Here is a 24826-nt window from a genome sequence, read left to right as displayed (position 1 = left end):
ACGTGGATATATCGGCAGGCACGGCGAGTTGTTTACTGTTTCCCCACGTTAAAAAACTTTCTAAAGTAATTTCCTGCATTCATTCAGCAAGTTAAAAGTCATTATTTTTTGTGATCTGGTTCTCACTTTTCCCCTTCCCTCTAAAGGGTTATAGCATCGCCTTAAAGATGCATTTAAAATGCACTTTATATTATTGATGACGAGGTAACTGCTATGGCCTTCCGCGACCAACCCCTTGGCGAGCTGGCGCTCTCCATCCCGCGCGCGTCCGCGCTGTTTCGTAAATACGATATGGATTACTGCTGTGGCGGTAAGCAAACCCTGGCACGTGCCGCCTCGCGTAAAGAGCTGGATGTGGGGCTCATTGAAGCGGAGCTGGCGCAACTGGCTGAGCAGCCTATTGAGAAAGACTGGCGCACTGCAGCCCTTGCCGACATCATCGACCATATCATCGTGCGTTTTCACGACCGTCACCGTGAACAGCTGCCTGAACTGATCCTGCAGGCGACAAAAGTGGAGCGCGTTCACGCCGACAAACCTTCCGTACCGCGCGGTCTGGCGAAATACCTGACCCTGCTTCACGAAGAGCTTTCCAGCCACATGATGAAAGAGGAGCAAATCCTCTTCCCGATGATCAAACAGGGTATGGGCAGCCAGGCGATGGGGCCCATCAGCGTCATGGAAAGCGAACATGATGATGCAGGCGAACTGCTGGAAGTGATTAAACACACTACCCATAACGTTACACCGCCACCAGAGGCGTGCACCACGTGGAAAGCGATGTACAACGGCATTAACGAGATGATCGACGACCTGATGGAGCACATCAGTCTTGAGAATAACGTCCTGTTCCCGCGTGCCCTCGCAGGTGAATAAAAAAAGGCGCCCGAGAGCGCCTTCCTGAGGTTATCATTCGGCCACAGCATCTGTGGCCTTTTTTATTAACGCATGCCTGCCATACGTTTCTTACCGATAAATAACCATCCCAGCCCCAGCGCGATGAACCACAGCGGCGTGACGATTAACGCCTGACGGGTATCGTCTTCCAGCGTCAGCAGAACCAGCACGAAGACGAAGAACGCCATGCACACCCAGCACATCAGCTTGCCCAGCGGCATTTTGTAGATTGATTTTTCATGCAGGTGCGGACGCTGTTTGCGGTACACCAGGTAAGAACACAGGATGATGGTCCAGACGAACATGAACAGGATCGCAGAGACCGTGGTGATCATGGTAAACGCACCGATCACACTCGGGTTCACGTAGAGCATCACCACACCGCCCAGCAGGCAGATACAGGAGAAGGTCAGCCCTTTCGCCGGCACCGCACGCTTAGACAGTTTGGCAAACGCGCGTGGCGCAACCCCTTCCTGTGCCAGACCAAACAGCATACGGCTGGTAGAGAACACCCCACTGTTGGCCGAAGAGGCCGCGGAGGTCAGCACCACGAAGTTAATCAGGCTTGCGGCCGCAGGCAGTCCAACCAGTACAAACAACTCAACGAACGGGCTCTTGGTCGGTACAACGGAGCTCCACGGTGTCACGGACATGATGATAATCAGCGCGAACACGTAGAACATAATGATACGAATCGGGATGGAGTTAATCGCGCGCGGCAGGGATTTCTCCGGATCTTTAGTTTCCGCCGCCGTGGTACCGACCAGCTCAATCCCCACAAAGGCAAACACCGCAATCTGGAAACCGGCAAAGAAGCCGCTGATGCCTTTCGGGAACCAGCCGCCGTCATTCCACAGATGCGCGAACGAAGCCTGAACGCCGGTTGGAGACTGGAAGTGCGTCAGTACCATCACCAGGCCGACAACAATCAGGGCGATAATCGCCACGATTTTGATCATCGCAAACCAGAACTCCATCTCACCGAACATTTTAACGGTGGCGAGGTTAAGGCTCAGCAGCAGAACAATCACCGCCAGCGAGGCCACCCAGTCCGATAACCCCGGGAACCAGAACTGCGCGTAGGCCGTGATGGCGACCACATCCGCCATGCCGGTCACCACCCAGCAGAACCAGTAGGTCCAGCCGGTGAAGTAGCCCGCCCAGGGGCCAAGCAGGTCGGAAGCGAAATCGCTAAAGGACTTGTATTCGAGGTTCGAGAGCAGCAATTCACCCATTGCACGCATCACGAAGAAGAGCATAAAACCGATGATCATATAAACGAAAATGATCGACGGCCCGGCAAGACTGATGGTTTTACCTGACCCCATAAACAGCCCGGTACCGATGGCACCCCCGATGGCAATGAGCTGAATATGACGGTTTGTGAGATTGCGCCGTAGCGACTGTTCAGACGACGCCTCTTCGTCGGCGACGACTTTAACCTGATCTACCATGTGATATTTTCCTGTTTATGCCTGTCTGTGTTGTTAAGGCTCTTCTGGCCTTTAAATACGTCAAAAAAATAACGGTCCCCATGAAAGGACTCATCGATATTAGGTAAGAATCGGCGGGATGAATACTATGATTTGGATATTATGTTAATAATATGTTTAAAGTGAGTGTCATATCACTCATACAACGCGAAACAGCTCACAAAAATACACGCAACAGTTTCGTTTGCAAGATAAAATGTTGATTCCGTCGTAACTATAGGTTTTATCACTATATTCCTCTCCCCCGAAGGAGAGAGGAAATAAGAAAAGCTGATTACAGAATTTCCAGCAGCTCGACTTCAAACACCAGGGTGCTGAATGGCGGGATGGACGCACCAGCGCCACGCTCGCCGTACGCCAGGTTGTGCGGGATAGTCAGTTCCCATTTGGAACCCACTGGCATCAGGGTCAGCGCTTCGATCCAGCCCGCGATAACGCCGTTAACCGGGAATTCAGCCGGTTCGCCACGTGCTACAGAGCTGTCGAACACCGTACCGTCGATCAGTTTACCGGTGTAGTGCACGCGAACGTGGTCAGTACGCGCCGGGATTGCACCGTCGCCCTGGTTGATCACGCGGAACTGCAGACCAGACTCGGTGCTGTTCACGCCTTCACGCTCACGGTTCTCTTCCAGATATTTCACGCCTTCTGCAGCCATCTCTTCGAAACGCGCGCGACGCACGGCGTCAGCACGTTCGTGGATTTCACGCAGCGCACGGTGCACAACATCAACCGGAACTGCCGGGTTGTTGCCTTCCAGCGCATCAGCGATACCCGCCACCAGCGCTTCGGGTAACAGACCTTCCAGGCCGGATTCGCTCAGCTGCTGTCCTACCTGCAAGCCGATACCGTAACTTGCCTGCGCTTCGATAGTGTCAAAAGTCGGGGTGGTCATGGGTTTTCCTTCCATCACATTTAAAGTAGCGGGCAGCATATCAGCCATGCCCTTATGGGTAAAACTTTGTCTGAAGTTAAGGTGACAAACCGCGACGAAACAGAAACAATAGAGAGAACCAGGATTAATCCCGAACGAATGTCACGGATGTCGGGTTTGCTACGCCGTTCAGGCAGTTAGCAAACTATACTTCGGAGCACAGGATAAAAAAGACGCGGAGCAGGAGGAGAGCCATGCCCGGGCGATTTGAACTGAAACCTACCCTGGCGAAAATCTGGCAGGCGCCGGACAATTTTCGCATCATGGACCCGCTGCCGCCTCTGCATCGCAGAGGGATCATCATTGGCGCGCTGATGGTGATCGTGGGTTTCCTGCTTCCTTCCGGTGGCGATGACGCCGACACCGCGACGGTGACCCGCAATGCCCAGCTGGATATTCAGTCGCAAACGCGACCGCAGCCGGACACACAGCCTGTGCAGACGCAACTGGTCACCCCGTCGAACGATCCGGGACAGGTTGCGCCTGTTGAACCGGAACCCATTCAGGATGAACAGCCACAGGAACAGGCAGCGGCCCCGACAGCAGAGCCACAGGCTCAGCAGCCAACCGGCATTGAGCAGCAGTGGCGTTCCTATCGCGTAGAGCCGGGTAAAACCCTTGCGCAGCTGTTCCGCGACCACAATCTGCCGCCAACCGATGTGTATGCCATGGCGCAGGTGGAAGGCGCGGGCAAGCCGCTCAGTAATTTGCAGAACGGCCAGCTGGTGCAGATACGTCAGAATGCCAGCGGCGTCGTCACCGGGCTCACGATTGATACGGGAAATGGCCAGCAGGTGCTGTTTACCCGCCAGCCTGACGGCAGTTTTATCAGAGCACGTTAATGTTCCGGCCGGGTAAGGCGAGTCAGCCTCCCGGCAATGCCCTTCTTAGTGACTCCGCTTATTGACCCACCAGATTCCCGAGCAGACCAGCACCAGCGCAATCGCATATTTGATGTCCAGAATGTTTTCACCGAGGAAAATGGCGGACAGCACCGTCCCGGCAACGGGGATCACAAAGTTGAACGGGGCAATCATACTTACGCGGTTCACTTTCAACAGCGCGCTCCAGAGGGCGAACGCTACCGAAGAGAGTAACGTCAGATACCCCAGCACCGCGACGGCCGTCATGCTATGCACTTCCAGCGTCCCTCCCGTGAGATAGCCACCCGCCACCAGCGCCGCGCCGCCGATAGCCAGCTGCCAGCCGGTCATCACCGTCGGGTCGACGGTCTGGGAGATGCGTTTTCCGTAAAGCGTGGCGGCAGAAAGGATAAAGGCTGCCAGCACCACAAACCCGTCCCCCTTCCAGACGAAGCTGAATTCGCTTAACCCGCCGTGGAAGTTAACCAGCATCACTCCGGCAAAGCCCAGAATACAGCCAAGCGTTTTGTTATAGCTGAGCTTGTCGTTGTGGTAGATGAAGTGCGCCAGCAGCACGCTGAAGAAAGTGCCGGTGGCGTTCATGATTGAGCCGTTCACGCCTGTCGTGTAGGCCAATCCGATATAAAAGAAGGTGTACTGAATGCTCGTCTGCGTCAGTCCCAGGACGGTCAATTGGCCAAACTGCCCGGGCGTGAACCTGCCGATGGGCTTGCGCTGTGCTAATGCAAAGAGAAGCAGCAGCACACCCGCAAACAGAAAACGGTAACCGGCGAACACGACCTTTGAGGGAATATCATCGGTGGCAATCTGGAAGAGTTCATAGCCGCTTTTTATGGCCGGGTAAGAGCTACCCCAAAGCAGACAGCAGAGCGTGGCGCAGGCATAGGCCACCTTTCGACGGGCAAATACGGGCGTGGGCAGAGCGGTTTCCATGTCGAATCTCATAAATAAAATTGCGTTTCATTTTATTATCAGAGAATGCGCCAGGAATAGCGACCCTACAAGCACTAAAGCGCGAGTCTGGTCCCTTAAAAAAGCAAAACGCCGGCACAAGGCCGGCGCTTCGACGTGAGCAGAGTAAAATTACTCAGCTACAACGTTAACAACCAGTTTAGCGAACACTTCGCTGTGAACCTGGAAGTCCACTTCGTGCTCACCAGTGGTACGCAGAACACCGTTCGGCAGACGAACTTCGCTCTTAGCCACTTTAACGCCAGCTGCAGTTACTGCATCAGCGATATCGCGGGTACCGATGGAACCGAACAGTTTACCTTCGTCGCCAGCTTTGGAAACGATGGTAACAGTGCCCAGTGCGTTGATTGACTCAGCGCGAGCATTAGCAGCCGCCAGAACGTCAGCCAATTTGGCTTCCAGTTCAGCGCGACGTGCTTCGAAAAACTCTACGTTTTTCTTGGTAGCTGGAACAGCTTTACCCTGTGGAACCAGGAAGTTACGAGCGTAGCCCGCTTTAACGTTTACCTGATCACCCAGGCTGCCCAGGTTTGCTACTTTATCAAGCAGAATAACTTGCATTACCTTATCCTCTTAAAGTCGTATTAATGGACCGTGCCCGATTACTGATGACGATCAGTGTACGGCAGCAGGGACAGGTAGCGAGCGCGTTTGATAGCGCGAGCCAGCTGACGCTGGTATTTTGCACGAGTACCGGTGATACGGCTTGGGACAATCTTACCGCTTTCGGTGATGTAGTTTTTCAGCGTTGCGATATCTTTATAGTCGATCTCTTGAACGCCTTCCGCGGTGAAACGGCAGAACTTGCGACGACGGAAATAACGTGCCATATGGCTAGTCTCCAGAATCTATCAAATCAATCTGCTCGGCATGCAGAACCATTTTGCTCAGGCCGTTCTTTGCCTTGTGGCAAGAAATGAACCCCTGAACGATTACTGCGCTACCGACCGTTATACTGTGAGTAATGGCCTGGTTTTCGTGTCCGCTAATAATAACGGGCATTTGGCACCACGCCTGCCGGTGAAAGCCGGCTTCCTCTTGCACAGAACGATGCTCAAGCACGAACTGGCAATGCGGAATTCCTGATGGACTGACCTTACGAAGGGGGGTCCTGCACACGGTACCGGACAACACCAGACGGTTGGTCATCAGAAATTACTCTTCAGAATCCCCAGCATCAGAATCATCTGCGGTTTCGTTTGCGAAATCATCGCGACGCTCACGGCGCTCGTCTTTCGCTTTAACCATCGGAGATGCTTCGGTCACTGCGTTTTTGGTACGCATAACCATGCTGCGGATAACGGCATCGTTGAAGCGGAAGGTAGTTTCCAGCTCATCGATCACTTCCTGCGGCGCTTCAACGTTCATCAGAACGTAGTGTGCTTTGTGCAGTTTGTTGATCGGGTAAGCCAGCTGACGGCGGCCCCAGTCTTCCAGACGGTGGATCGTACCTTCTGCACCAGTGATGGCAGCAGAGTAGCGCTCGATCATGCCCGGAACCTGTTCGCTCTGGTCAGGATGGACCATAAAAACGATTTCGTAATGACGCATCGAATTGCTCCTTACGGATTATTCAGCCTCCTGTCTGGGTCAGCCGAGGCCCGGGGAGGCAAGGAACGTGTTAAAGGTCGGCTGAAAAATTGACGCGTCATAATACTTGCGCGCCCCTGGAAACTCAAGCTGATTGCACAAATAATTCGCACAAAGCGTAAAGCTGGTCTAAGTGGGTGATTTAAAATTAATCACATCAGGAAGCGTTGTTTTTTTGAACAACAGCATCAGAAATGGTCACGCATCCCCGCCGGATAAGTGATTACACTTTAATCAGAGACCTTATTTATAAAAGGAGAGCAACACCCCCTTTCACAGCACGCAGTCGTGGAGCGCATATCATGAAAAAAATCGCATTTGCCGTAATGGCTGCACTTTTGCTCAGTGCAAACGCGATGGCAGCCATCAAGATAGACGGCCGGCAGGCCCAAAACATGGATGATGTGCAGAGCTTAGGCGTAATCTACATCAATCATAATTTCGCCACTGAAAGTGAAGCAGATCAGGCACTCAATCAAGAGACCGATGCTCAGGGTGCACAATATTATCACGTCATACTGATGCGTGAGCCCGGCAGCAACGGCAATATGCACGCCAGTGCAGATATCTACCGATAACGCTTTAACGCTAGCACCAGGAAAGCCAACAAAGAGAACATAGCCATAGTTTAACTTGCCCCCTGCCCGGGGGCTTTTTTTTGCTAATGGCTCTGAAATACCACCGGTTACAACTGTTTTTCGGTATTCCAGAGCACTTATTCACTTCTGCCCGTAATAGGCGTTGGGCCCATGTTTACGCATGAAATGTTTATTCATAAGGTAATCATCAATGCCCTGAAGCTGCGGATTGATGCCGCGGGCGATCCACGCCATTCGCGCCACTTCCTCCATCACCACCGCGTTATGCACGGCATCGTGAGCGTCTTTTCCCCACGAGAATGGACCGTGCTGATACACCACAATACCCGGCGTATGCAGCGGCTCACGCTCAGCCAGCGTGTCGATAATGACGCGACCGGTGTTGAGTTCATACTCCCCTTCCACTTCGGCCTGCATTAATGCCCGCGTGCAGGGAATATCGCCAAAGAAGTAGTCTGCATGCGTGGTGCCAAGAGCCGGAATGGGCAGCCCTGCCTGCGCCCAGGCCGTGGCATGAGTCGAGTGTGTATGCACAACGCCGCCCAGGGAGGGATAACGCTGATACAGTGCCAGATGGGTGGCGGTATCAGAAGAAGGACGCCACTTTCCGTCAACCACGTTGCCATGGAGATCCACAACCACCATGTCGTCGGCGGTCATGGACTCATAGGGCACACCGCTGGGCTTAATCACGACCCGCCCCTGCTCACGGTCGATGGCGCTGACGTTACCCCAGGTAAACGTCACCAGACCGTAGCGAGGTAGATCCATATTGGCCTCAAAGACCTGCTGCTTAAGCTTATGCATGCTCAGCCTCCATCAACCCAGCCCGCGCCATACGTTCACGGACCCAGTCCCGCGCCTTCGCCACTTCGGCTGCCGGGTCGTCCGACGTTTCACTCCACATCTCAATCAGGTAAGGCCCGCAATACCCTGTCTGTTTGAGCGTCTGGAAGCACCGTTCGAAATCCACCACCCCGGTGCCGAACGGAACATTTTTGAATACACCAGGCCGGGTATCTTTGACATGAACCGCCACGATATGACCAATACCCGCCTGCAGTTCCATCTGCACGTCGTTATCCCAGGCTGACAGATTGCCGATATCAGGGTAGAGCTGGAACCACGGATTATTCAGGTAGTGCGCGTAACCCAGCGCCTTGCTGATGGAGTTCATTAACGGATAATCCATGATCTCCATCGCCAGCGTCACCTGAGCACGGCTGGCCATGTCGACGCTCTCTTTCAGGCCGTCACGAAAACGACGGCGCGTTTCATTATTGGCGTCCTGATAGTAAACGTCATACCCCGCCAGCTGGATCACACGGATGCCGACATCCTGGGCAAAGCGAATGGCTTTACGCATGATCTCCAGCCCCTGAGCACGCACAGCATCATCTTCACTGCCAAGCGGAAAACGACGATGGGCGCTGAGGCACAGGGAAGGCACACGTACCCCCGTTTCAGCAATGGCGCTAACCAGTGCCAGACGCTGTTCGCGGCTCCAGTCCAGGCGAGACAGGCGTTCGCCCGTCTCATCCACTGACATTTCAACAAAATCGAAGCCGAGTTGTTTCGCCAGTTGCAGCCGCTCCAGCCAGCACTCCCCCGCAGGGAGTGCCTTTTCATAGATGCCGAGCGGGACTTGTTTAGACAACATACCCGCTCCTTAGCCCCAAAGCTGAGCGATTGAGCGTTTGAACTGACGCGCGGCTTCTACCGGAGAGGCGGCATCACGGATGCTACGGCCTGCGATAAAGACATGAATTGGGATACCTTTGAACAGCGGCAGATCTTCCAGCGCCAGGCCTCCGGTCACGGTCACTTTGAAGCCCATATCGGCCAGACGCTTAATCGCGCTGATATCCGCTTCCCCCCACGCTACCCCAGCGGCCTGCGCATCACGGCTGCGGTGATAAACCACCTGTTGAATGCCCGCGTCACGCCACTCCTGCGCCTGCTCCCAGGTCCAGAACCCGGTCAGCTCAATCTGCACATCACCGTTGAACTCTTTTGCCACATCCAGCGCACCTTTAGCCGTGTTGATATCCGCACAGCAAATAACGGTGACCCAGTCGGCATTGGCTTCAAAACACATACGGGAAAGAATTTTGCCCGCATCGGCAATCTTGGCATCCGCCAGCACGATTTTATGCGGATACAGCGCCTTCAGGTCGCGGACGGCGCGAACGCCTTCGCCCACGCATAGAATGGTACCGACTTCAATGATGTCCACTTCTTCCGCAATCAGGCGGGTGGTTTCGTAAGCGTGAGACAGCGTCTGGTTATCCAGCGCGACCTGCAACATTGGTAATGACATTTTCAATTCCCTCTTAAACTGCCGCCGCAGTGGCGTTATCAATTAAATCCAGCACGTCCTGCTCGGTGCGGCAGGCGCGTAAACGGTCGAAGTTGGCCTCATCATCAAACAGATTCACGATCTGCATAATGCCCACCTCCTGGTGGGTGTTGGCATCAACAGCAGCCATGGTGATGAGGATGTCGACCGGGTCGTTATCTTCGTGGTTGAAAGCCAGTGGTGTTTTCAGCGTAACCAGCGCAAAGCCGGTTTTTTTAACGCCCTCTTCCGGGCGGCCATGCGGCATCGCCAGCCCTGGTGCAATCACGAAGTAAGGGCCGTGCTCTGCAACACTATCCAGAATGGCCTGGTAATAACGCGGCTCGACAACATCTGCTTTTACCAGCAGATCTACGCTAAGTTTCACCGCTTCCTGCCAGGTGCTGGCGTCGGCCTGTAAAAGGATGGAGCTATTCTCTGCCAGCGAATCACGTAGTTTCATGTTGCGTCCTTACTTCACATCTTGTGGGAAATGCGCGTTGATCACTTCCAGCAGCTTTGGCCCAAAGTCGGCTGGCGACAGCATGTTGCGCACGCCTACCACATATTTGTTGCCTGTCACGGTGATCTCACCGGCGATGTGGGTAGAGGCGATGATGATGTCCGCGCCGTTCAGTTCACTTTTGTATTCGCCCACTGCGCAGCTGTTCACCGTGTGGTCGATGTTTGACTGGGTTAAAAACTGGTCCACTTTCATCTTCATGATCATGGAACTCCCTTGCCCATTGCCACACACAGCCAGGATACGTACGGTCATAATCGAAACTCCTTAATGAGCAGAAACTTCTGCTGTTTGTTTTTCTGCATCTTCTTCAGCCCGCAGAGAGCGACCAGCGAAGAACATATAAGCCAGAGCAATGAGGATGATGACGGCCATAAAGATCAGACCAACGGAGGCGAAGCCCTGCATCATCGGTGGTGCCAGAATTGACCAGTCGGCCATGCCCATCCAGGCGCTCATACCGGTGAGCTTGACCGCCCACACACACCCGAAGATTTCCACCATCCCCATCACCAGGCAGATCTTGAGCGCCGCGCGCCAGCCACCAAAGTGGTTCGCAAAGACGCCAATGGTGGCGTTGGAGAAGAACATCGGGATAAAGCCAGGAATGATCAGAATGGAAGAGCCGCAGCCCACCAGGATACCCACCGCAATCAGCTGGCCGATGGTGCCCCACATAAAGCCCCAGACCACCGCGTTTGGCGCGAAGCTGTAGATAGCCGCGCAGTCAATCGCCAGTACCGCACCTGGAATCAGACGCTGAGAGATACCGTTGAAGGCTTCGGACAGCTCGGCAACGAACATACGCACGCCCTGGGTGATAATGAAAATCGCCACCGCGAAGGAGAAACCGGTCTGCAGGATATAGACAGTCCAGTGGGTTTTACCCGCCATCGCCTGTACGACGTCAATGCCAAAGGAGAGCAGAATGGCACCGAAGAAGAGGGTCATCACAATCGCCGTAGAAACGATATTGTCGTGGAAAATATTCAGCCAGCCCGGCAGTTTAAGATCTTCGACGCTCTCTTCTTTTTTGCCCAGATACGGCGCGACTTTATAGGCAATCCAGGAGGCAAACTGCTGCTGGTGGCCGATGGAGAAGCCGCAACCGTCGGTGACGTCCTGCGTGGGCTTGTACATCATATTGGAGGTGATACCCCAGTAGAGCGAGACCAGCACCGCGGTGCAGATAATGGTCGTCCACATTGGGTAGCCAAAGATAAAGAAGGAAACCGCAATCAGCCCTGCCTGCTGGAACATGATATGGCCAGTCAGCATGATGGTGCGAATACCGGTAATGCGGCGCAACAGAACGTAAATGATGTTCAGCGCCAGCGCGAGCAGAACCGCATACCCTACCCAACTGTAGGCATCGCCCATGCGATCGATGGTGGCCATCATCGAGGCGTAGGTGTCAGAGATGGCGCCGTTGATGCCATAGACTTCCGACATTTTGGCCACTACCGGCTTGAAGGTGCCGGTCAAAATGCCTGAACCCGCCTGCAACAGCATGAAACCGATGATGGTTTTAATGGTGCCTTTAATAATAACGCTGACGCTTTTACGCAGCAGGATATAGCCAAGGCACGTCACGATGCCCAACAACAGCGGGGCATTAGTCATTACCTGATTAAAGAACACGGTAAAGACGTTGTAGAGGATCTCCATAACTCTCTCCAGAAATGAGAACACGAGGGGCAATCCCTGTGCGGTTGGTGACAACACTCTATTAATCACAAATAATCATCACAAGATTAAATCTGATTATTTGTGACGCATCATGCAAATTATTTCCCTGGTGTTAGTAATGATTTTCACTTCGGCATGCCACATAGAATTATTTCCATATAATTCATGCAATTAATGATTAATACGGTAAAAGATAACAAGAAGCGAGAAGAGCGTCCGTGACGTCATGCAGATAAAATTACACATTTTGATCGTTGCAATACGCGTGAAATGGTGCCAGAATTAATCACAACAAATCACCAGTTGATTACTTTTGATTAAACCAGGAGTCAAAACGATGAGTAAAGTTAACACCATTACCCGTGAATCATGGATTCTGAGCACTTTCCCGGAATGGGGTAGCTGGCTGAATGAAGAGATTGAGCAGGAACAGGTTGCTCCTGGTACCTTTGCAATGTGGTGGCTGGGGTGTACGGGGATCTGGCTGAAATCAGAAGGTGGCGCGAATATTTGTGTCGATTTCTGGTGCGGCACCGGCAAACAGAGTCACGGTAACCCGCTGATGAAAAAAGGCCATCAGATGCAACGCATGGCGGGCGTGGAAAAACTTCAGCCAAACCTGCGTACCACACCGGTTGTTCTTGATCCGTTCGCCATTCGCCAGATCGATGCCGTTCTCTCTACGCACGATCATAACGATCATATTGATGTCAACGTGGCGGCAGCGGTCATGCAAAACTGTGCCGATGACGTACCGTTCATCGGGCCGCAAACCTGCGTGGATTTATGGATCGGCTGGGGCGTACCGAAAGAGCGCTGCATCGTCATGAAACCGGGCGATGTGGTCAAAATTAAAGACGTTGAGATCCACGCGCTGGATGCCTTTGACCGCACTGCACTGATTACCCTTCCGGCCGATCAGAAAGCCGCAGGCGTACTGCCAGACGGTATGGACGAACGTGCGGTGAACTACCTGTTTAAAACGCCCGGCGGTTCCCTGTACCACAGCGGTGACTCTCACTACTCAAACTACTATGCAAAGCACGGCAATGAGCATCAGATTGATGTGGCGCTCGGCTCATACGGGGAGAACCCACGCGGCATTACAGACAAAATGACCAGCGCCGATATGCTGCGCATGGCGGAAGCGCTGAACACCAAAGTAGTGATCCCTTTCCACCACGATATCTGGTCGAACTTCCAGGCCGACCCGCAGGAGATACGCGTACTGTGGGAAATGAAAAAAGACCGCCTGAAGTATGGCTTTAAGCCGTTCATCTGGCAGGTAGGAGGCAAGTTCACCTGGCCGCTGGACAAAGACAATCTCGAGTATCACTACCCACGTGGCTTTGATGATTGCTTTACTCTTGAGCCAGACCTGCCGTTCAAGTCATTCCTCTGATTATTAAGGCCCATCGCCAGACCCGAGTGTCTGGCGGTTTCATATTTCTTTTAGTAATTTCACGCTATTTCAAATATCATCTTTTAAAATCAATTCTTATCGGAATAGCTCATGACGGAAGCGCAACGGCATCAAATATTACTGGAACTCCTGGCGCAAACAGGGTTTGTCACCGTTGAGAAAGTGATCGAACGTTTAGGGATTTCTCCGGCAACAGCGCGGCGGGATATTAATAAGCTGGATGAAAGCGGTAAGCTGAAAAAAGTCCGCAATGGTGCGGAAGCGATTAGCCAGCAGCGTCCACGCTGGACGCCGATGAACATTCATCAGGCGCAAAATCATGATGAAAAAGTCCGTATTGCCAGAGCGGCATCGCAGCTGGTGAACCCCGGCGAGAGCGTGGTGATCAACTGCGGCTCCACGGCGTTTCTGTTAGGTCGGGAGATGTGCGGAAAGCCGGTACAAATCATCACGAACTATTTGCCGCTCGCCAACTATCTTATCGATCAGGAGCATGAGAGCGTGGTGATCATGGGCGGCCAGTATAACAAGAGCCAGTCCATCACACTCAGCCCGCAGGACAGCGAAAACAGTCTTTATGCCGGACACTGGATGTTTACCAGTGGCAAAGGCCTGACCGCGGATGGCCTCTACAAAACCGATATGTTAACCGCCATGGCAGAACAAAACATGCTTAACGTGGTGGGCAAGCTCGTTGTGCTGGTCGACAGCAGTAAAGTGGGCGAACGCGCAGGAATGCTGTTCAGCCGTGCTGAACAGATAGACATGGTGATCACCGGCAAAGGTGCCAACCCTGAGATCCTCCAGAAACTGAAAGATCAGGGTGTCAACGTCCTGTGCGTTTAAAGGTGCTGGCGGAAGAAGTCCACCGTAGCGTCCAGCGCCGTTGGCGTAATGCGGTGGCGAACGCCCGCTTCCCACAGGCAGGTCAGGTTGCCATCCAGCCCCTCGTGCTGCAGCGCCTGCTGAAGCCGGAACGTTTCTCCGGGTGGGACCACATCGTCCGCATCACCATGCCACAACAGCAAAGGACGATCGGCCAGACGCGGTAACGCCCGGGTAACCTCCCACTCTGCAAGCGCCGCCTCAACCTCTGTGAGTGCCTGAGGTGGAAAAAGCGTCTTCGCCAGTGAGGTGAAGTAGCCTGAGCCCATCAGACAAGCCACTGACTTCACTTCTGGATGGTGCGTCATGATCCCCAGCGCCGCCATCCCGCCCATCGATGCCCCAGCCACGGCCAGCCGATTATCAGCCACCAGCCCTGCCTGGTAAAGCGCATCGCGCAGCCCGGCAAACTCGGTCAGGCTACCGTGCAAAATGTGCCAGAACTGCCCAAGTCGCGCCTGTTCGTTGCCGGTAAAACGTGCTCCGTGATCGGGTGCATCCGGCATGACCACACGAAAACCGGCCTGCGCGAGTGCCACCGCAAAATAGCTGTAGACCAGCTTCGATGAGGTAAATCCATGATAAAACACTATAACAGGCAGTGGTTCCTCACGTTTTCCGGCGGGTGTTGCGTGTAATATTTCACGATCACCCAGATGGCGTATTTCAATTTCAATCATTGTCGACCCTGTAATGATGAATGATTCATAATGTTGAGAACTGGGTTACGATTTCACGCTATTTTCATTCGAAAATTACGCCCCAGCTAACACTTCGGGAACATTCCCCCAAAACTAAATTCACAGACAACTACACTATGGCTATCAGGAAACGAGATATGGTTATGCGCAGGTTTGCTGCTTTATTGCTGATGTTACTGCTCAGTGGCTGTAGCGCGCTGCAGGGAACGCCACAACCCGCTCCCCCGGTGGCCGATCACCCGCAGGAAATCCGTCGTAATCAGACGGAAGGATTACAGCGTATGGGTACCGTCTCTGCGCTGGTTCGCGGCTCCCCGGATGACGCGGAAGAAGCAATAAAGGCACAAGCCGTCGCCGCCAAAGCAGATTATTACGTCATCATTATGATCGACGAAACCATCATTACGGGACAGTGGTACTCACAGGCCATTCTGTATCGTCAATGATCGTCTTCATTTGAACGACATTTACACTGCTTTGCGTCCATAGACACTTTCCTGTCCACAATAAACTCCATGCCCGCAACAATGGAAGTGAGTTTATTCGCGAAGGATTGCCCGGCGGATACCGGAGACATGTGAAATGGAGCTGACGATGAAACGAACTCTTGCTTTGACCACACTGTTGCTCTCAGCAGGTCTTGTGAGCACAACCGCGCAGTCAGCTGAATTTGCCAGTGCTGATTGTGTGACTGGCCTGAATGAAATTGGCCAGATCTCCGTGAATAATATTTCGGGGAGCCCGCAGGACGTTGAACGTGTCGTTGCATTAAAGGCCGATGAGCAGGGTGCTTCATGGTATCGCATTATCCAGATGCAGGAAGATCAGTACATCGATCACTGGCGGGTACAGGCCATTCTCTACGCGTAATCCCCCTCCGATAAAAGCCACTTACTTTTAGTGGCTTTTCGTTTTTGCAAATTTTTTATCTTTTAGCAAACCAATTAAAAACAATTAAATAACATTTTGTTACACTAAAACAGTAAACGTTATCTCTGCTCTGCCGTTGAAAAGCCATACCTTTTCAATGATGAGCAATTTATGATCAACTTTTTCCGTCGTGCAGGTCTGGGTGCAAAGCTGTCGCTGCTTACCGGTGCCAGTGTCGCCATCCTGTTTCTGTTTTTCACTTTTCTGCTCAGCCAAAAAGCCAGCCAGCAGCTTGAAGCCCTCGCGATAGAAGACCTGCATAATCAGTCCACCGGCATGGTCGATATGGTGCAGATGTTTAACACCAGCCTGAGTGAAGAGGTCGAGAGTTATACCCGGCTGTTTACCACCTTTTTGCCCCAGCCACTGAGCGTTGATAACACTCAAACCCAGACGATTAACGGGATTAACGTTCCGCTCCTGAAAGGAGGGGAAACCGGGCTACATGAAAACAATTCCCTTTCAGACGATTTTCTGAGCCGGACAGGGGCAATCTCGACCCTGTTTGTGCGTAGCGGTAACGACTTTGTGCGCGTCGCCACATCGCTGCGTAAAGAGAACGGCGGGCGGGCAATGGGCACCGTTCTGGATACCACCAGCCCGGCCTTTGCCGCCGTCACCCGGGGCGAGGTTTATCGCGGTCTGGCGCTGCTGTTCGGCAAGCGCTACATCACCCAATACCAGCCGGTTAAAAACGCGGACGGCCAGGTCATTGCAATCATCTTTGTCGGTGTGGACATCACTCACTCCTGGAAAGTCATGCGCGAGAAAATCCTCAACCGTCGACTGGGCGAGAGCGGTCACTTCTATGTTCTGGATCGCAGCCACGGCAAAACGCGCGGGCAGTATCTGTTCCACACCAGCGCGGAAGGAAAAGTACCGGAGTGGGATAGCGCTATCCAGCAACAGCTGTTGAGTGATAAATCCGGCACGCTGGAGCGCGTCAGTGCCGATGGCCGCACGCTGACCATGGCGTATACGCCGCTGCCAGGCTGGAACTGGGCCATTGTCGGCGAAGTGGATAAATCGGTACTGCTCTCAAGCGTGACCGCCATGCGCGACCGCTTCCTGCTGGCAGGGGTGGTGCTGTCAGTACTCTTCGCGGGTCTGTTTGTGGTCATTATACGACGCATACTGACGCACCCATTGCGCAATGTGATCCACCTGGCCCGACAGTATGCCGCAGGCGATCTGCGCTCCAGCCTGCCCGTGACCCGCCAGGATGAGGTCGGTCAGCTCATCGATGCCATTAACGGTATCGGAGGGGGACTGCAGAAAATTGTTCTTCAGGTGCGCGAGGCCGCAGCGGAGATCCATATGGGCACCAACGCGCTGGCATCCGATAGCGAAGAAATCTCCGGGCAGATTAACAAGCAGGCCAGCAGTGTAGAAGAGACGTCTGCCAGCATGGAGCAACTGGCCGCGACCGTGCAGCAAAATGCCGCCAACATGGAACAAACGCAGCAGCTGGTAGGCGAAACGTCGCGCGCGGTACACCAGGGCGGTGAGACGGTCACCCACGCTGTCGCTACCATGGATGATATTCGCGAAGCATCAAAGCGAATCGAAGACATCACGCGCGTGATTGAATCCATCGCTTTTCAGACCAACATTCTGGCGCTTAACGCAGCGGTTGAAGCAGCCCGCGCAGGCGAGCACGGAAAAGGTTTTGCGGTGGTGGCGCAGGAAGTACGCGCGCTGGCAGGACGCAGTGCCAACGCGGTGAAGGAAATTGAACAGCTCATCGGTGATACGCTCAGAAAAGTCAGCGAAGGCCATGCGCTGTCTGAACAAACGCGTCTGGCGATGGATTCCATCATCGTGCACATCGATAACATCAACAAGCTGGTCACGGAGATTAACCATGCGTCCCGCGAGCAATCCGCGGGAATAGGCCAGGTTAATCTGGCCATGACCCACATTGGCGAAGCGTCGCACATCAACGCCGACCGCGTCTTACGCAGCGAACAAACCGCACACACGCTGCGTGAGAAAGGCTCACACCTCACCCAACTGGTGAGCCTGTTCCAGCTAAAGAGTTAGCCAACCCTGCCCGTGGCACGCAACAGCAGGTCAATTTGCACCTGCTCGCTCATCAGCGTACCGCCGCGGGTATCAAGCATCATGCGGCACCACGCCTGCGCCACGGGTGGCGATGCGTACCGCAGCATCTGACTTCCGGCCCCCAGCAGGAAAAGCTGTTGCGTAATCTCCCGCCCCTGCGCCTCATGCGGTTTTCGCAGTTTTTGCTGAAGCTGACGCCAGCTGCGATCGAAGTGCCTGTCCTGCCCTTTTACCTGGGCAAAATCATCCACCAGCAGGTCGAGGATGCCGGATTGCTTCGTCAGAACACGCAGAACGTCCAGGCACATAATATTGCCGGACCCTTCCCAGATGCTGTTCACGGGCATCTCACGGTACAAACGGGGAAGCTCACTCTCCTCGCAGTAGCCTGTGCCGCCGAGCACTTCCATGGCTTCCGCCACAAACGGGATACCCGCTTTGCAGACGCTGTATTTCGCCGCGGGGGTGAAAAGCCGCGCCCAGGCGGCCTCCTGAGGATCGGCACGCTTGTCCCACGCCCGGGCCAGACGAAACAACAGTGCCGTCTGGCCCTCCAGCATCAGCGCCATGCGGCTCAGCACATCGCGCATGAGCGGCTGGTCGATAAGGTTTTTACCAAACGTCTGGCGTTGATGCGCATGGTAAAGCGCCACGGATAAAGCCCGACGCATCAGCCCATGGCTGCCCAGCGCACAGTCAAACCGCGTCAGCCCGCCCATTCGGAGGATCTGGCGTACCCCTTCTCCTTCCTCCCCCAGCAGCCAGCCGGACGCATCCAGGAACTCCGCTTCGCTGCTGGCGTTAGAGCGGTTGCCGAGCTTCTCTTTTAGCCGCTCCAGACGTACGGCATTGCGTTGCCCGTCAGGCAAAAAGCGTGGAACAAAAAAGCAGGACAGCCCCCCTTTCGCCTGGGCCAGCACCAGATGCGCATCGCTTTGCGGCACAGAGAAAAACCATTTATGCCCGATAAGCCGGTAGCTGCCGTCACTGCACTTTTCCGCTTTGGTGGTATTGCTGAGTACGTCCGAGCCGCCCTGTTTTTCTGTCATCCCCATGCCAATCAGCAGGCCACGCTTTTGCGCCCCCGGCGCAAGATGAGGATCGTAACGATCGCTCATTAACGGCGTGATCCAGTCACGGAACGGCTCGGGCAGCGCCTGTTGCAGCAGCGGTGTAGCAGCAAAGGTCATGGTGACAGGGCAAAGCGTGCCCGCTTCTACCTGAGCGTGCAGGACAAAACGTGCAGCTCTGGCGACAAACGCGCCTTTGCGCGCCTCCTCTTCCCACGCCAGGTTATGGACACGGTTGGCGCAAAGTCCCTGCATTAAGAGGTGCCATGCGGGATGAAAGCGAACGTCATCCAGTCGCTCCCCGGTGGCGTCATAGCGTAATAACTCCGGCGGATTAACGTTCGCCAGCCTGCCCAGTTCCAGCGATTCCGCGGTTCCTAACTGCTGGCCGATGCTGGCAAGAAGCTCGATATCCCACTCGGCGCCTTCGCGAACAACCGCGTCACGCAGAGCGCAATCAGAGAGGAAAAGGTTGCTGTTTGAGAGCGGTGCAGGTTGATTAAAAACGGTATGGGTCTGCCAGTGCATGCTGTCTCCCTCCTTCAGTGGCAATGAAGATAAGTATGGACAGGCCACGTGCACGCTGCATGGGAGTGAGGTCACACGATGACGATCCCGCTGATATCATTCGTGAAATAGCTCACAGAACATAAGAATAAACTATTTCGCGCATTCACTTTTGTTGAATAATTTATTCTTACCCCCTTTCAGTGAGGAACGTTATGCAACCGGACGCGCACAAGCGTGCATTAATTGCAGGCTCCATTGGTAACTTTATCGAGTGGTATGAGTTTGCGGTCTATGGTTTTCTGGCGACCGTAATTGCGAAGAACTTCTTCCAGCTTGAGGGGGACGCGGGGCTGACCAGCCTGATCCTCACCTACGCTTCTTTTGCCATCGCCTTCTTCTTCCGCCCACTGGGCGCGGTGGTGTTTGGCAGAATAGGTGACCGGATAGGCCGAAAACCGACGCTGATTATTGTACTGGTGCTGATGACGCTGGCTACAGCCGCAATCGGTATTGTGCCGGTCTATGCCAGCATAGGTATTGCCGCCCCGCTGATTATCACGCTGCTGCGCATCCTGCAGGGATTGTTCGCCGGTGGTGAGTATGGTGGCGCCGTCTCGCTGATGACCGAGTTTGCCCCACGCGGCAAGCGGGGCCTCTACGGTGCATGGCAGTCATTTACCGTCGCGCTGGGCCTGTTAGCAGGCGCTGGCATTGTCGCATTGCTCTCCGCCCTTCTGACACCGGAAGCCCTGCATGACTGGGGCTGGCGCATCCCGTTCTTCCTGGCATTACCGATGGGCGTGGTGGCGCTGTGGCTGCGGGTGAGTATGGAAGAGACGCCAAGCTTTGTGCAGCAGCAGGAAAAGCCGGTTGCCACTCAGGCTGATACCGTCACCACGCTCAACGCCATTGTGATGGGCATCGGTCGGGTGATGGTCTGGTCAGCGGCGGGTTATACCTATCTGGTGATTATGCCCACCTATCTGCAGTCGGCGCTGCATACCGGGTTTAACCAGGCGCTGTTGATTGCGGTGATTTCGAATATCGGTTTTGCGCTGACGATTATTCCGTCCGGGATCCTGAGCGACAAAATCGGACGCCGCACGGTGATGATCGTCGCCACCACGTTGCTGCTGCTCCTTGCCCTGCCGCTGCTGAAGGTTTTACAGGCGGAGTCCAGCACGCTGGCCATCAAAGCGCTGGTGGTGCTGATTGCGGGTGGTCTGGTGGGGATGCTGGCAGGGCCCGGGCCGGCGATGCTCTCAGAGATGTTCCCGACGCGCGTACGGTATACCGGGCTTGGGCTGGCTTATTCCCTGTCGAACGCCCTTTTCTCGGGCTGCGCGGGGCTGATTATTACCGGGCTGATTAAAGAGACGGGCAACCTGGATATTCCAGCTTATTACGTCATGGCGACGGCGGTAGTGAGTATCTTCGCGCTGATGACGCTCAGGAAGGATGACCATTTGCGGTCACTGGAGGAGTGAGTTTTTCACCGTCTGGTGACCCTCCCACAGAAAATACGAAAGGCCGTCCTCAGGACGGCCTTGCTGTTTATTCCCCGCGCTGACGTACCGCTTCAAACAGGCAGATACCTGTTGCCACGGAGACGTTCAGAGACGACACGCTGCCCGCCATTGGAATGCTGATCAGCTCATCGCAATGCTCACGGGTCAGACGGCGCATACCTTCGCCCTCGGCACCCATCACCAGGGCCAGACGGCCGGTCATCTTGCTCTGATACAGAGTATGATCCGCTTCACCCGCGGTACCGACGATCCAGATATTCTCTTCCTGCAGCATACGCATGGTGCGCGCCAGATTGGTGACGCGGATCAGCGGTACGTTTTCCGCTGCGCCACAGGCCACTTTCTTCGCCGTCGCGTTAAGCTGTGCAGAGCGATCCCTCGGCACGATAACGGCATGAACACCTGCCGCATCTGCGCTTCGCAGACATGCGCCAAGGTTGTGCGGGTCGGTCACGCCGTCAAGGATCAGGAAGAATGGATTTTCCAGCCCGGCGATAAGATCCGGCAGATCGTTTTCCTGATACTGACGACCTGGCTTAACGCGGGCAATAATGCCCTGGTGAACGGCACCTTCACTTTTCTCATCCAGGAACTGGCGGTTCGCCAGCTGGATCACAACACCTTGTGCTTCCAGGGCGTGGATCAGCGGCATCAGACGTTTGTCTTCACGCCCTTTCAGAATAAACACTTCCTGAAAACGCTCCGGTGCGCGCTCCAGCAGGGCCTGCACCGCGTGGATGCCGTAAATCATTTCACTCATTGATGGTTCTCGTTCTGTCTTTTCTTTTCCCTCTCTCCGCAGGAGAGAGGGTCAGGTTAAGGGGGAGAATTACTCCGCCTGCTGTTTCTTCGCTGCGCGCTTTGCCCTGGTGGCAGCCGCGATTTTCTGCGTTTTGGTGGACGGCTTTTTCGCCTTCCGGGCCTCTTTCTTTGCGGCCTTCGGCTTCTGTTTCTTCTCACCGCGGAACGCGCTGTCTGGCTCGAAGTTTACCTTCTTACCCGCCTGACGACGTTTGCCACCGGTGTTGCCGTTGCCCCCTTTTTTCGTCTTTTCACGCGCCGTTTTACCTACATTACGCGGGGCACGCTCGCTGGAGATCAGGCTAAAGTCGATTTTACGGTCGTCCATATTAACGGCTTCGACCTTCACTTCCACGCGATCGCCAAGACGATAGGTCTGGCCGCCAGATTCACCAATCAGGCGCTGCCCGACCTGGTCGAAACGGTAATAGTCGTTATCCAGGCTGGAGACATGCACCAGACCGTCGATAAACAGTTCATCCAGACGGACGAAGAAACCAAAGCCGGTGACGCTGGCAATCACGCCTTTAAAGACGTTACCCACCTGGTCCAGCATAAAGTCACACTTCAGCCAGTCTGCCACGTCGCGCGTCGCTTCATCTGCACGACGTTCGGCCATGGAACAGTGCTGACCGAGTTGCAGCATCTCTTCCATTGAATAATGGTAGCCACCGGTTTCGGTCGTATTACCTTTATGACCCTGCTCCTGCGCCAGCAAATACTTGATCGCGCGGTGCAGGGAAAGGTCCGGATAACGACGGATCGGCGAGGTAAAGTGGGCATAAGACTGCAGCGCCAGGCCGAAGTGACCGCGGTTTTCCGGATCGTAAATCGCCTGCTTCATGGAACGCAGCAGCATGGTCTGCAGCATTTCCGCATCCGGGCGATCGCCAATCGACTCCAGCAATTCAGCGTAATCACGCGGCTCTGGCTTGTTACCGCCAGGCAGTTCCAGACCCAGTTCAGCCAGCACGGAGCGGAACGCAGTGATGGCTTCGGTCGACGGTTTATCGTGAATACGGAACAGCGCAGGTTCTTTGGCTTTCTCAACGAAACGTGCCGCCGAGATGTTTGCCAGAATCATACACTCTTCAATCAGCTTATGGGCATCGTTACGCTGGGTCTGCTCAATACGTTCAATGCGGCGTTCAGCGTTAAAGATGAACTTCGCCTCTTCGCTCTCAAACGAGATCCCGCCGCGCTCTTCACGCGCCTGATCCAGCGTTTTGTAGAGGTTATGCAGCTCTTCGATGTGTTTCACCAGCGGCGCATACTGCTCACGCAGATCCTGATCGCCCTGCAGCATATGCCAGACCTTGGTGTAGGTCAGGCGCGCATGGGAGCTCATTACCGCTTCGTAGAATTTGTAACCCGTTAAGCGCCCTTTGGTGGAGATGGTCATCTCGCAGACCATACACAGGCGGTCAACCTGCGGGTTCAGGGAGCACAGGCCGTTAGACAAGACTTCCGGCAGCATCGGAATTACCTGCGACGGGAAGTAGACCGACGTTCCGCGGCTGCGCGCTTCGTTATCCAGCGGAGTATGCGGGCGAACGTAATAGCTTACGTCAGCGATGGCAACCCACAGACGCCAGCCGCCGCCGCGTTTTTTCTCGCAATAAACGGCATCATCGAAGTCGCGGGCATCTTCACCATCAATAGTCACCAGCGGCAGATCGCGCAGATCCACTCGGCCCACTTTGGACTCTTCCGGCACGTCTTCTTTCAAGCCGACAACCTGCTCTTCAACCGCTTTCGGCCAGACGTAAGGAATTTCATGAGTACGCAGCGCCATATCAACGGCCATGCCGGTGCCCATGTTATCGCCTAACACTTCGACGATTTTCCCGACCGCCTTGGTGCGGCGGGTAGGACGCTGGGTGAGTTCAACCACCACCACAAAGCCCATACGGGCGCCCATCACCTCTTCAGGCGGGATCAGGATATCGAAGCTCAGGCGGCTGTCGTCCGGCACCACAAAGCCCACGCCAGCGTCGGTAAAGTAGCGGCCAACAATCTGGCTGGTTTTAGGGACCAGGACACGCACCACGCGCGCTTCGCGGCGACCTTTACGGTCCGCGCCCAGCGGCTGCGCCAGGATCTGGTCACCGTGAATGCACATCTTCATCTGCTCAGAGGAAAGATAAAGATCGTCTTTACGGCCTTCTACGCGCAGGAAGCCATAGCCATCACGGTGGCCGATGACGGTGCCTTTCAGCAGGTCAAGACGTTCGGGAAGCGCATAGCACTGACGGCGGGTAAAGACCAGTTGCCCGTCGCGCTCCATCGCGCGCAGGCGGCGGCGAAGGGCTTCAATTTGCTCTTCACCTTCAATGTTTAATTCAACGGCAAGTTCTTCACGATTGGCGGGTTTTTCGCGTTTTGTTAAGTGTTCAATGATGAACTCGCGGCTGGGGATAGGATTCGCGTATTTTTCGGCTTCGCGTTCCTGGAAAGGATCATGTGACATATCGGTTCCTCCGTTGTCAGCTCCGGTGGAAATTTTCTTCATTCCACCAGCAATAATTTATAAAGTGGTTGATTCTCTTCAACCAAATCGGCCAGCGTGTAGTTATCCAGTTCCTTGAGAAAACTTTGCACGGCCAGAGAAAGTGCCTGTTTAAGGCGACAAGCGGGCGTAATGTGGCAGAACGCGCTGCTGCAGTTCACCAGAGACAACGGCTCCAGTTCACGTACCACATCCCCAACACGAATACTCTGCGCCGGTTTACCGAGACGGATCCCACCATTCTTCCCGCGGACGGCAGCAACGTATCCGGCACGACTAAGTTGATTGATTATTTTGACCATATGATTACGGGACACACCGTATACCTCTGTAACCTCAGAGATACTGGTCATTTTCCCATCGGGTAACGACGCCATGTAAATCAGCGCGCGTAAGCCGTAATCGGTGAAACTTGTTAACTGCACATCAACCTCAGGAAAAAGGGAAAACGCGGATAAACCGCACAGATATTCATTAATGATGAT

27 protein-coding genes are annotated in these 24826 nt (G+C 54.4%); 9 read left to right on the top strand and 18 right to left on the bottom strand.

Annotation, left to right across the window (positions count from 1 at the left end; genetic code table 11):
* Positions 1–213 precede the first annotated feature (213 nt).
* Positions 214–876, top strand: a complete 663-nt coding sequence (gene ytfE / locus HV340_RS02140) for an iron-sulfur cluster repair protein YtfE (protein WP_014168339.1) — start codon at positions 214–216, stop codon at positions 874–876.
* Between the two features lie 65 nt (positions 877–941).
* Here the strand turns inward: ytfE and cycA are convergent, their stop codons facing one another.
* Both cycA and fklB read right to left on the bottom strand, forming a co-directional pair.
* A complete protein-coding gene (gene cycA / locus HV340_RS02135) occupies positions 942–2351 on the bottom strand; it encodes a D-serine/D-alanine/glycine transporter (protein WP_014168338.1) in 1410 nt (469 codons plus the stop codon).
* A 313-nt stretch (positions 2352–2664) separates the two neighbouring features.
* The gene (gene fklB, locus HV340_RS02130; protein ID WP_025205816.1) at positions 2665–3285 is read right to left on the bottom strand and encodes an FKBP-type peptidyl-prolyl cis-trans isomerase; all 621 of its coding nucleotides are present in this window, start codon (positions 3283–3285) and stop codon (positions 2665–2667) included.
* A gap of 233 nt (positions 3286–3518) precedes the next feature.
* On the opposite strand from fklB, the gene HV340_RS02125 reads away from it, so the two are divergent.
* Complete coding sequence (locus HV340_RS02125) at positions 3519–4166, top strand: OapA family protein (protein WP_063925736.1); 648 nt, start codon at positions 3519–3521, stop codon at positions 4164–4166.
* Positions 4167–4211: 45 nt separating this feature from the next.
* Here HV340_RS02125 and HV340_RS02120 read toward each other — a convergent pair whose 3' ends face one another.
* The 5 genes from HV340_RS02120 to rpsF form a co-directional block, all read right to left on the bottom strand.
* The gene (locus HV340_RS02120) at positions 4212–5141 is read right to left on the bottom strand and encodes a DMT family transporter (RefSeq protein ID WP_025205818.1); all 930 of its coding nucleotides are present in this window, start codon (positions 5139–5141) and stop codon (positions 4212–4214) included.
* A 150-nt stretch (positions 5142–5291) separates the two neighbouring features.
* Positions 5292–5741: a 50S ribosomal protein L9 gene (gene rplI / locus HV340_RS02115; RefSeq protein WP_014168334.1), complete on the bottom strand. Its 450-nt coding sequence runs from the start codon at positions 5739–5741 to the stop codon at positions 5292–5294.
* 41 nt (positions 5742–5782) lie between these two features.
* Positions 5783–6010, bottom strand: a complete 228-nt coding sequence (gene rpsR, locus HV340_RS02110) for a 30S ribosomal protein S18 (protein ID WP_000135199.1) — start codon at positions 6008–6010, stop codon at positions 5783–5785.
* A gap of 4 nt (positions 6011–6014) precedes the next feature.
* The gene (gene priB, locus HV340_RS02105; protein WP_014068638.1) at positions 6015–6329 is read right to left on the bottom strand and encodes a primosomal replication protein N; all 315 of its coding nucleotides are present in this window, start codon (positions 6327–6329) and stop codon (positions 6015–6017) included.
* A gap of 6 nt (positions 6330–6335) precedes the next feature.
* Positions 6336–6731, bottom strand: a complete 396-nt coding sequence (rpsF, locus tag HV340_RS02100) for a 30S ribosomal protein S6 (protein ID WP_014068637.1) — start codon at positions 6729–6731, stop codon at positions 6336–6338.
* Between the two features lie 341 nt (positions 6732–7072).
* Between rpsF and yjfY the strand changes: the two genes are divergently transcribed.
* Positions 7073–7348, top strand: coding sequence for a DUF1471 family protein YjfY (yjfY, locus tag HV340_RS02095; protein ID WP_025206244.1), 276 nt, complete (start codon positions 7073–7075; stop codon positions 7346–7348).
* Between the two features lie 141 nt (positions 7349–7489).
* On the opposite strand, the gene HV340_RS02090 is transcribed toward yjfY, so the two are convergent.
* The 6 genes from HV340_RS02090 to ulaA are packed head-to-tail and all read right to left on the bottom strand — an operon-like array spanning position 7490 to position 11898.
* Entirely contained in the window at positions 7490–8176 is a 687-nt protein-coding gene (locus tag HV340_RS02090; protein ID WP_059306495.1) for an L-ribulose-5-phosphate 4-epimerase, read from the bottom strand.
* A complete protein-coding gene (locus tag HV340_RS02085; protein ID WP_032681871.1) occupies positions 8169–9029 on the bottom strand; it encodes an L-ribulose-5-phosphate 3-epimerase in 861 nt (286 codons plus the stop codon). The genes HV340_RS02090 and HV340_RS02085 overlap by 8 nt, the downstream gene beginning before the upstream one ends.
* 9 nt (positions 9030–9038) lie before the next feature.
* The gene (ulaD, locus tag HV340_RS02080) at positions 9039–9689 is read right to left on the bottom strand and encodes a 3-keto-L-gulonate-6-phosphate decarboxylase UlaD (protein ID WP_008502901.1); all 651 of its coding nucleotides are present in this window, start codon (positions 9687–9689) and stop codon (positions 9039–9041) included.
* 13 nt (positions 9690–9702) lie between these two features.
* A complete protein-coding gene (ulaC, locus tag HV340_RS02075; protein WP_032681872.1) occupies positions 9703–10170 on the bottom strand; it encodes a PTS ascorbate transporter subunit IIA in 468 nt (155 codons plus the stop codon).
* Between the two features lie 9 nt (positions 10171–10179).
* On the bottom strand, positions 10180–10485 hold the full coding sequence (gene ulaB, locus HV340_RS02070) for a PTS ascorbate transporter subunit IIB (protein WP_014168329.1): 306 nt from the start codon (positions 10483–10485) through the stop codon (positions 10180–10182).
* Positions 10486–10497: 12 nt separating this feature from the next.
* Positions 10498–11898 carry a PTS ascorbate transporter subunit IIC gene (ulaA, locus tag HV340_RS02065; protein ID WP_025206247.1) on the bottom strand — a complete coding sequence of 467 codons (1401 nt, stop codon included), beginning with the start codon at positions 11896–11898 and terminating at the stop codon, positions 10498–10500.
* A gap of 358 nt (positions 11899–12256) precedes the next feature.
* Between ulaA and ulaG the strand changes: the two genes are divergently transcribed.
* Positions 12257–13321 carry an L-ascorbate 6-phosphate lactonase gene (gene ulaG, locus HV340_RS02060; protein WP_059306494.1) on the top strand — a complete coding sequence of 355 codons (1065 nt, stop codon included), beginning with the start codon at positions 12257–12259 and terminating at the stop codon, positions 13319–13321.
* Positions 13322–13432: 111 nt separating this feature from the next.
* Positions 13433–14188, top strand: coding sequence for an HTH-type transcriptional regulator UlaR (gene ulaR, locus HV340_RS02055; RefSeq protein WP_014168326.1), 756 nt, complete (start codon positions 13433–13435; stop codon positions 14186–14188).
* Here the strand turns inward: ulaR and yjfP are convergent.
* Entirely contained in the window at positions 14185–14907 is a 723-nt protein-coding gene (yjfP, locus tag HV340_RS02050; RefSeq protein WP_025206248.1) for an esterase, read from the bottom strand. The genes ulaR and yjfP overlap by 4 nt on opposite strands.
* A gap of 137 nt (positions 14908–15044) precedes the next feature.
* Between yjfP and bsmA the strand changes: the two genes are divergently transcribed.
* From bsmA to HV340_RS02035, 3 genes are all read left to right on the top strand, one after another.
* Entirely contained in the window at positions 15045–15374 is a 330-nt protein-coding gene (bsmA, locus tag HV340_RS02045; RefSeq protein WP_025206249.1) for a biofilm peroxide resistance protein BsmA, read from the top strand.
* 148 nt (positions 15375–15522) lie between these two features.
* Positions 15523–15798: a DUF1471 family protease activator YjfN gene (gene yjfN / locus HV340_RS02040; RefSeq protein WP_025206250.1), complete on the top strand. Its 276-nt coding sequence runs from the start codon at positions 15523–15525 to the stop codon at positions 15796–15798.
* Positions 15799–15969: 171 nt separating this feature from the next.
* Entirely contained in the window at positions 15970–17901 is a 1932-nt protein-coding gene (locus HV340_RS02035; protein WP_032681873.1) for a methyl-accepting chemotaxis protein, read from the top strand.
* Here HV340_RS02035 and HV340_RS02030 read toward each other — a convergent pair.
* Positions 17898–19520, bottom strand: coding sequence for an isovaleryl-CoA dehydrogenase (locus HV340_RS02030; protein ID WP_059306493.1), 1623 nt, complete (start codon positions 19518–19520; stop codon positions 17898–17900). The two genes, HV340_RS02035 and HV340_RS02030, sit on opposite strands and share 4 nt — an antisense overlap.
* Positions 19521–19714: 194 nt before the next feature.
* Here HV340_RS02030 and HV340_RS02025 point away from each other — a divergent pair, with 194 nt between their 5' ends.
* Positions 19715–20989: an MFS transporter gene (locus tag HV340_RS02025; RefSeq protein WP_059306492.1), complete on the top strand. Its 1275-nt coding sequence runs from the start codon at positions 19715–19717 to the stop codon at positions 20987–20989.
* 67 nt (positions 20990–21056) lie between these two features.
* Here the strand turns inward: HV340_RS02025 and rlmB are convergent, their stop codons facing one another.
* The 3 genes from rlmB to nsrR all read right to left on the bottom strand — a co-directional run bounded on the left by rlmB (position 21057) and on the right by nsrR (position 24766).
* Positions 21057–21791 (bottom strand): 23S rRNA (guanosine(2251)-2'-O)-methyltransferase RlmB, encoded by a 735-nt coding sequence (rlmB, locus tag HV340_RS02020; RefSeq protein WP_014168319.1) that lies wholly within the window; start codon positions 21789–21791, stop codon positions 21057–21059.
* Positions 21792–21860: 69 nt separating this feature from the next.
* Positions 21861–24302: a ribonuclease R gene (gene rnr / locus HV340_RS02015; protein WP_025206255.1), complete on the bottom strand. Its 2442-nt coding sequence runs from the start codon at positions 24300–24302 to the stop codon at positions 21861–21863.
* A gap of 38 nt (positions 24303–24340) precedes the next feature.
* Positions 24341–24766, bottom strand: coding sequence for a nitric oxide-sensing transcriptional repressor NsrR (gene nsrR / locus HV340_RS02010; protein ID WP_014168317.1), 426 nt, complete (start codon positions 24764–24766; stop codon positions 24341–24343).
* Positions 24767–24826: the final 60 nt, after the last annotated feature.

The organism is Enterobacter sp. RHBSTW-00975, from assembly GCF_013615235.1.
GTDB classification, from domain to species: Bacteria; Pseudomonadota; Gammaproteobacteria; order Enterobacterales; family Enterobacteriaceae; genus Enterobacter; species Enterobacter ludwigii.
The sequence above is the reverse complement of the archived record's forward strand: the minus strand, read 5'-3'. Positions and strand labels throughout refer to the sequence as shown.

Bases quoted from the DNA above. Each gene is read 5' to 3' on its own strand.
- ytfE (WP_014168339.1), top strand. From the start codon at position 214: ATGGCCTTCCGCGACCAACCCCTTGGCGAGCTGGCGCTCTCCATCCCG.
- cycA (WP_014168338.1), bottom strand. From the start codon at position 2,351: ATGGTAGATCAGGTTAAAGTCGTCGCCGACGAAGAGGCGTCGTCTGAA.
- fklB (WP_025205816.1), bottom strand. From the start codon at position 3,285: ATGACCACCCCGACTTTTGACACTATCGAAGCGCAGGCAAGTTACGGT.
- HV340_RS02125 (WP_063925736.1), top strand. From the start codon at position 3,519: ATGCCCGGGCGATTTGAACTGAAACCTACCCTGGCGAAAATCTGGCAG.
- HV340_RS02120 (WP_025205818.1), bottom strand. From the start codon at position 5,141: ATGGAAACCGCTCTGCCCACGCCCGTATTTGCCCGTCGAAAGGTGGCC.
- rplI (WP_014168334.1), bottom strand. From the start codon at position 5,741: ATGCAAGTTATTCTGCTTGATAAAGTAGCAAACCTGGGCAGCCTGGGT.
- rpsR (WP_000135199.1), bottom strand. From the start codon at position 6,010: ATGGCACGTTATTTCCGTCGTCGCAAGTTCTGCCGTTTCACCGCGGAA.
- priB (WP_014068638.1), bottom strand. From the start codon at position 6,329: ATGACCAACCGTCTGGTGTTGTCCGGTACCGTGTGCAGGACCCCCCTT.
- rpsF (WP_014068637.1), bottom strand. From the start codon at position 6,731: ATGCGTCATTACGAAATCGTTTTTATGGTCCATCCTGACCAGAGCGAA.
- yjfY (WP_025206244.1), top strand. From the start codon at position 7,073: ATGAAAAAAATCGCATTTGCCGTAATGGCTGCACTTTTGCTCAGTGCA.
- HV340_RS02090 (WP_059306495.1), bottom strand. From the start codon at position 8,176: ATGCATAAGCTTAAGCAGCAGGTCTTTGAGGCCAATATGGATCTACCT.
- HV340_RS02085 (WP_032681871.1), bottom strand. From the start codon at position 9,029: ATGTTGTCTAAACAAGTCCCGCTCGGCATCTATGAAAAGGCACTCCCT.
- ulaD (WP_008502901.1), bottom strand. From the start codon at position 9,689: ATGTCATTACCAATGTTGCAGGTCGCGCTGGATAACCAGACGCTGTCT.
- ulaC (WP_032681872.1), bottom strand. From the start codon at position 10,170: ATGAAACTACGTGATTCGCTGGCAGAGAATAGCTCCATCCTTTTACAG.
- ulaB (WP_014168329.1), bottom strand. From the start codon at position 10,485: ATGACCGTACGTATCCTGGCTGTGTGTGGCAATGGGCAAGGGAGTTCC.
- ulaA (WP_025206247.1), bottom strand. From the start codon at position 11,898: ATGGAGATCCTCTACAACGTCTTTACCGTGTTCTTTAATCAGGTAATG.
- ulaG (WP_059306494.1), top strand. From the start codon at position 12,257: ATGAGTAAAGTTAACACCATTACCCGTGAATCATGGATTCTGAGCACT.
- ulaR (WP_014168326.1), top strand. From the start codon at position 13,433: ATGACGGAAGCGCAACGGCATCAAATATTACTGGAACTCCTGGCGCAA.
- yjfP (WP_025206248.1), bottom strand. From the start codon at position 14,907: ATGATTGAAATTGAAATACGCCATCTGGGTGATCGTGAAATATTACAC.
- bsmA (WP_025206249.1), top strand. From the start codon at position 15,045: ATGGCTATCAGGAAACGAGATATGGTTATGCGCAGGTTTGCTGCTTTA.
- yjfN (WP_025206250.1), top strand. From the start codon at position 15,523: ATGAAACGAACTCTTGCTTTGACCACACTGTTGCTCTCAGCAGGTCTT.
- HV340_RS02035 (WP_032681873.1), top strand. From the start codon at position 15,970: ATGATCAACTTTTTCCGTCGTGCAGGTCTGGGTGCAAAGCTGTCGCTG.
- HV340_RS02030 (WP_059306493.1), bottom strand. From the start codon at position 19,520: ATGCACTGGCAGACCCATACCGTTTTTAATCAACCTGCACCGCTCTCA.
- HV340_RS02025 (WP_059306492.1), top strand. From the start codon at position 19,715: ATGCAACCGGACGCGCACAAGCGTGCATTAATTGCAGGCTCCATTGGT.
- rlmB (WP_014168319.1), bottom strand. From the start codon at position 21,791: ATGAGTGAAATGATTTACGGCATCCACGCGGTGCAGGCCCTGCTGGAG.
- rnr (WP_025206255.1), bottom strand. From the start codon at position 24,302: ATGTCACATGATCCTTTCCAGGAACGCGAAGCCGAAAAATACGCGAAT.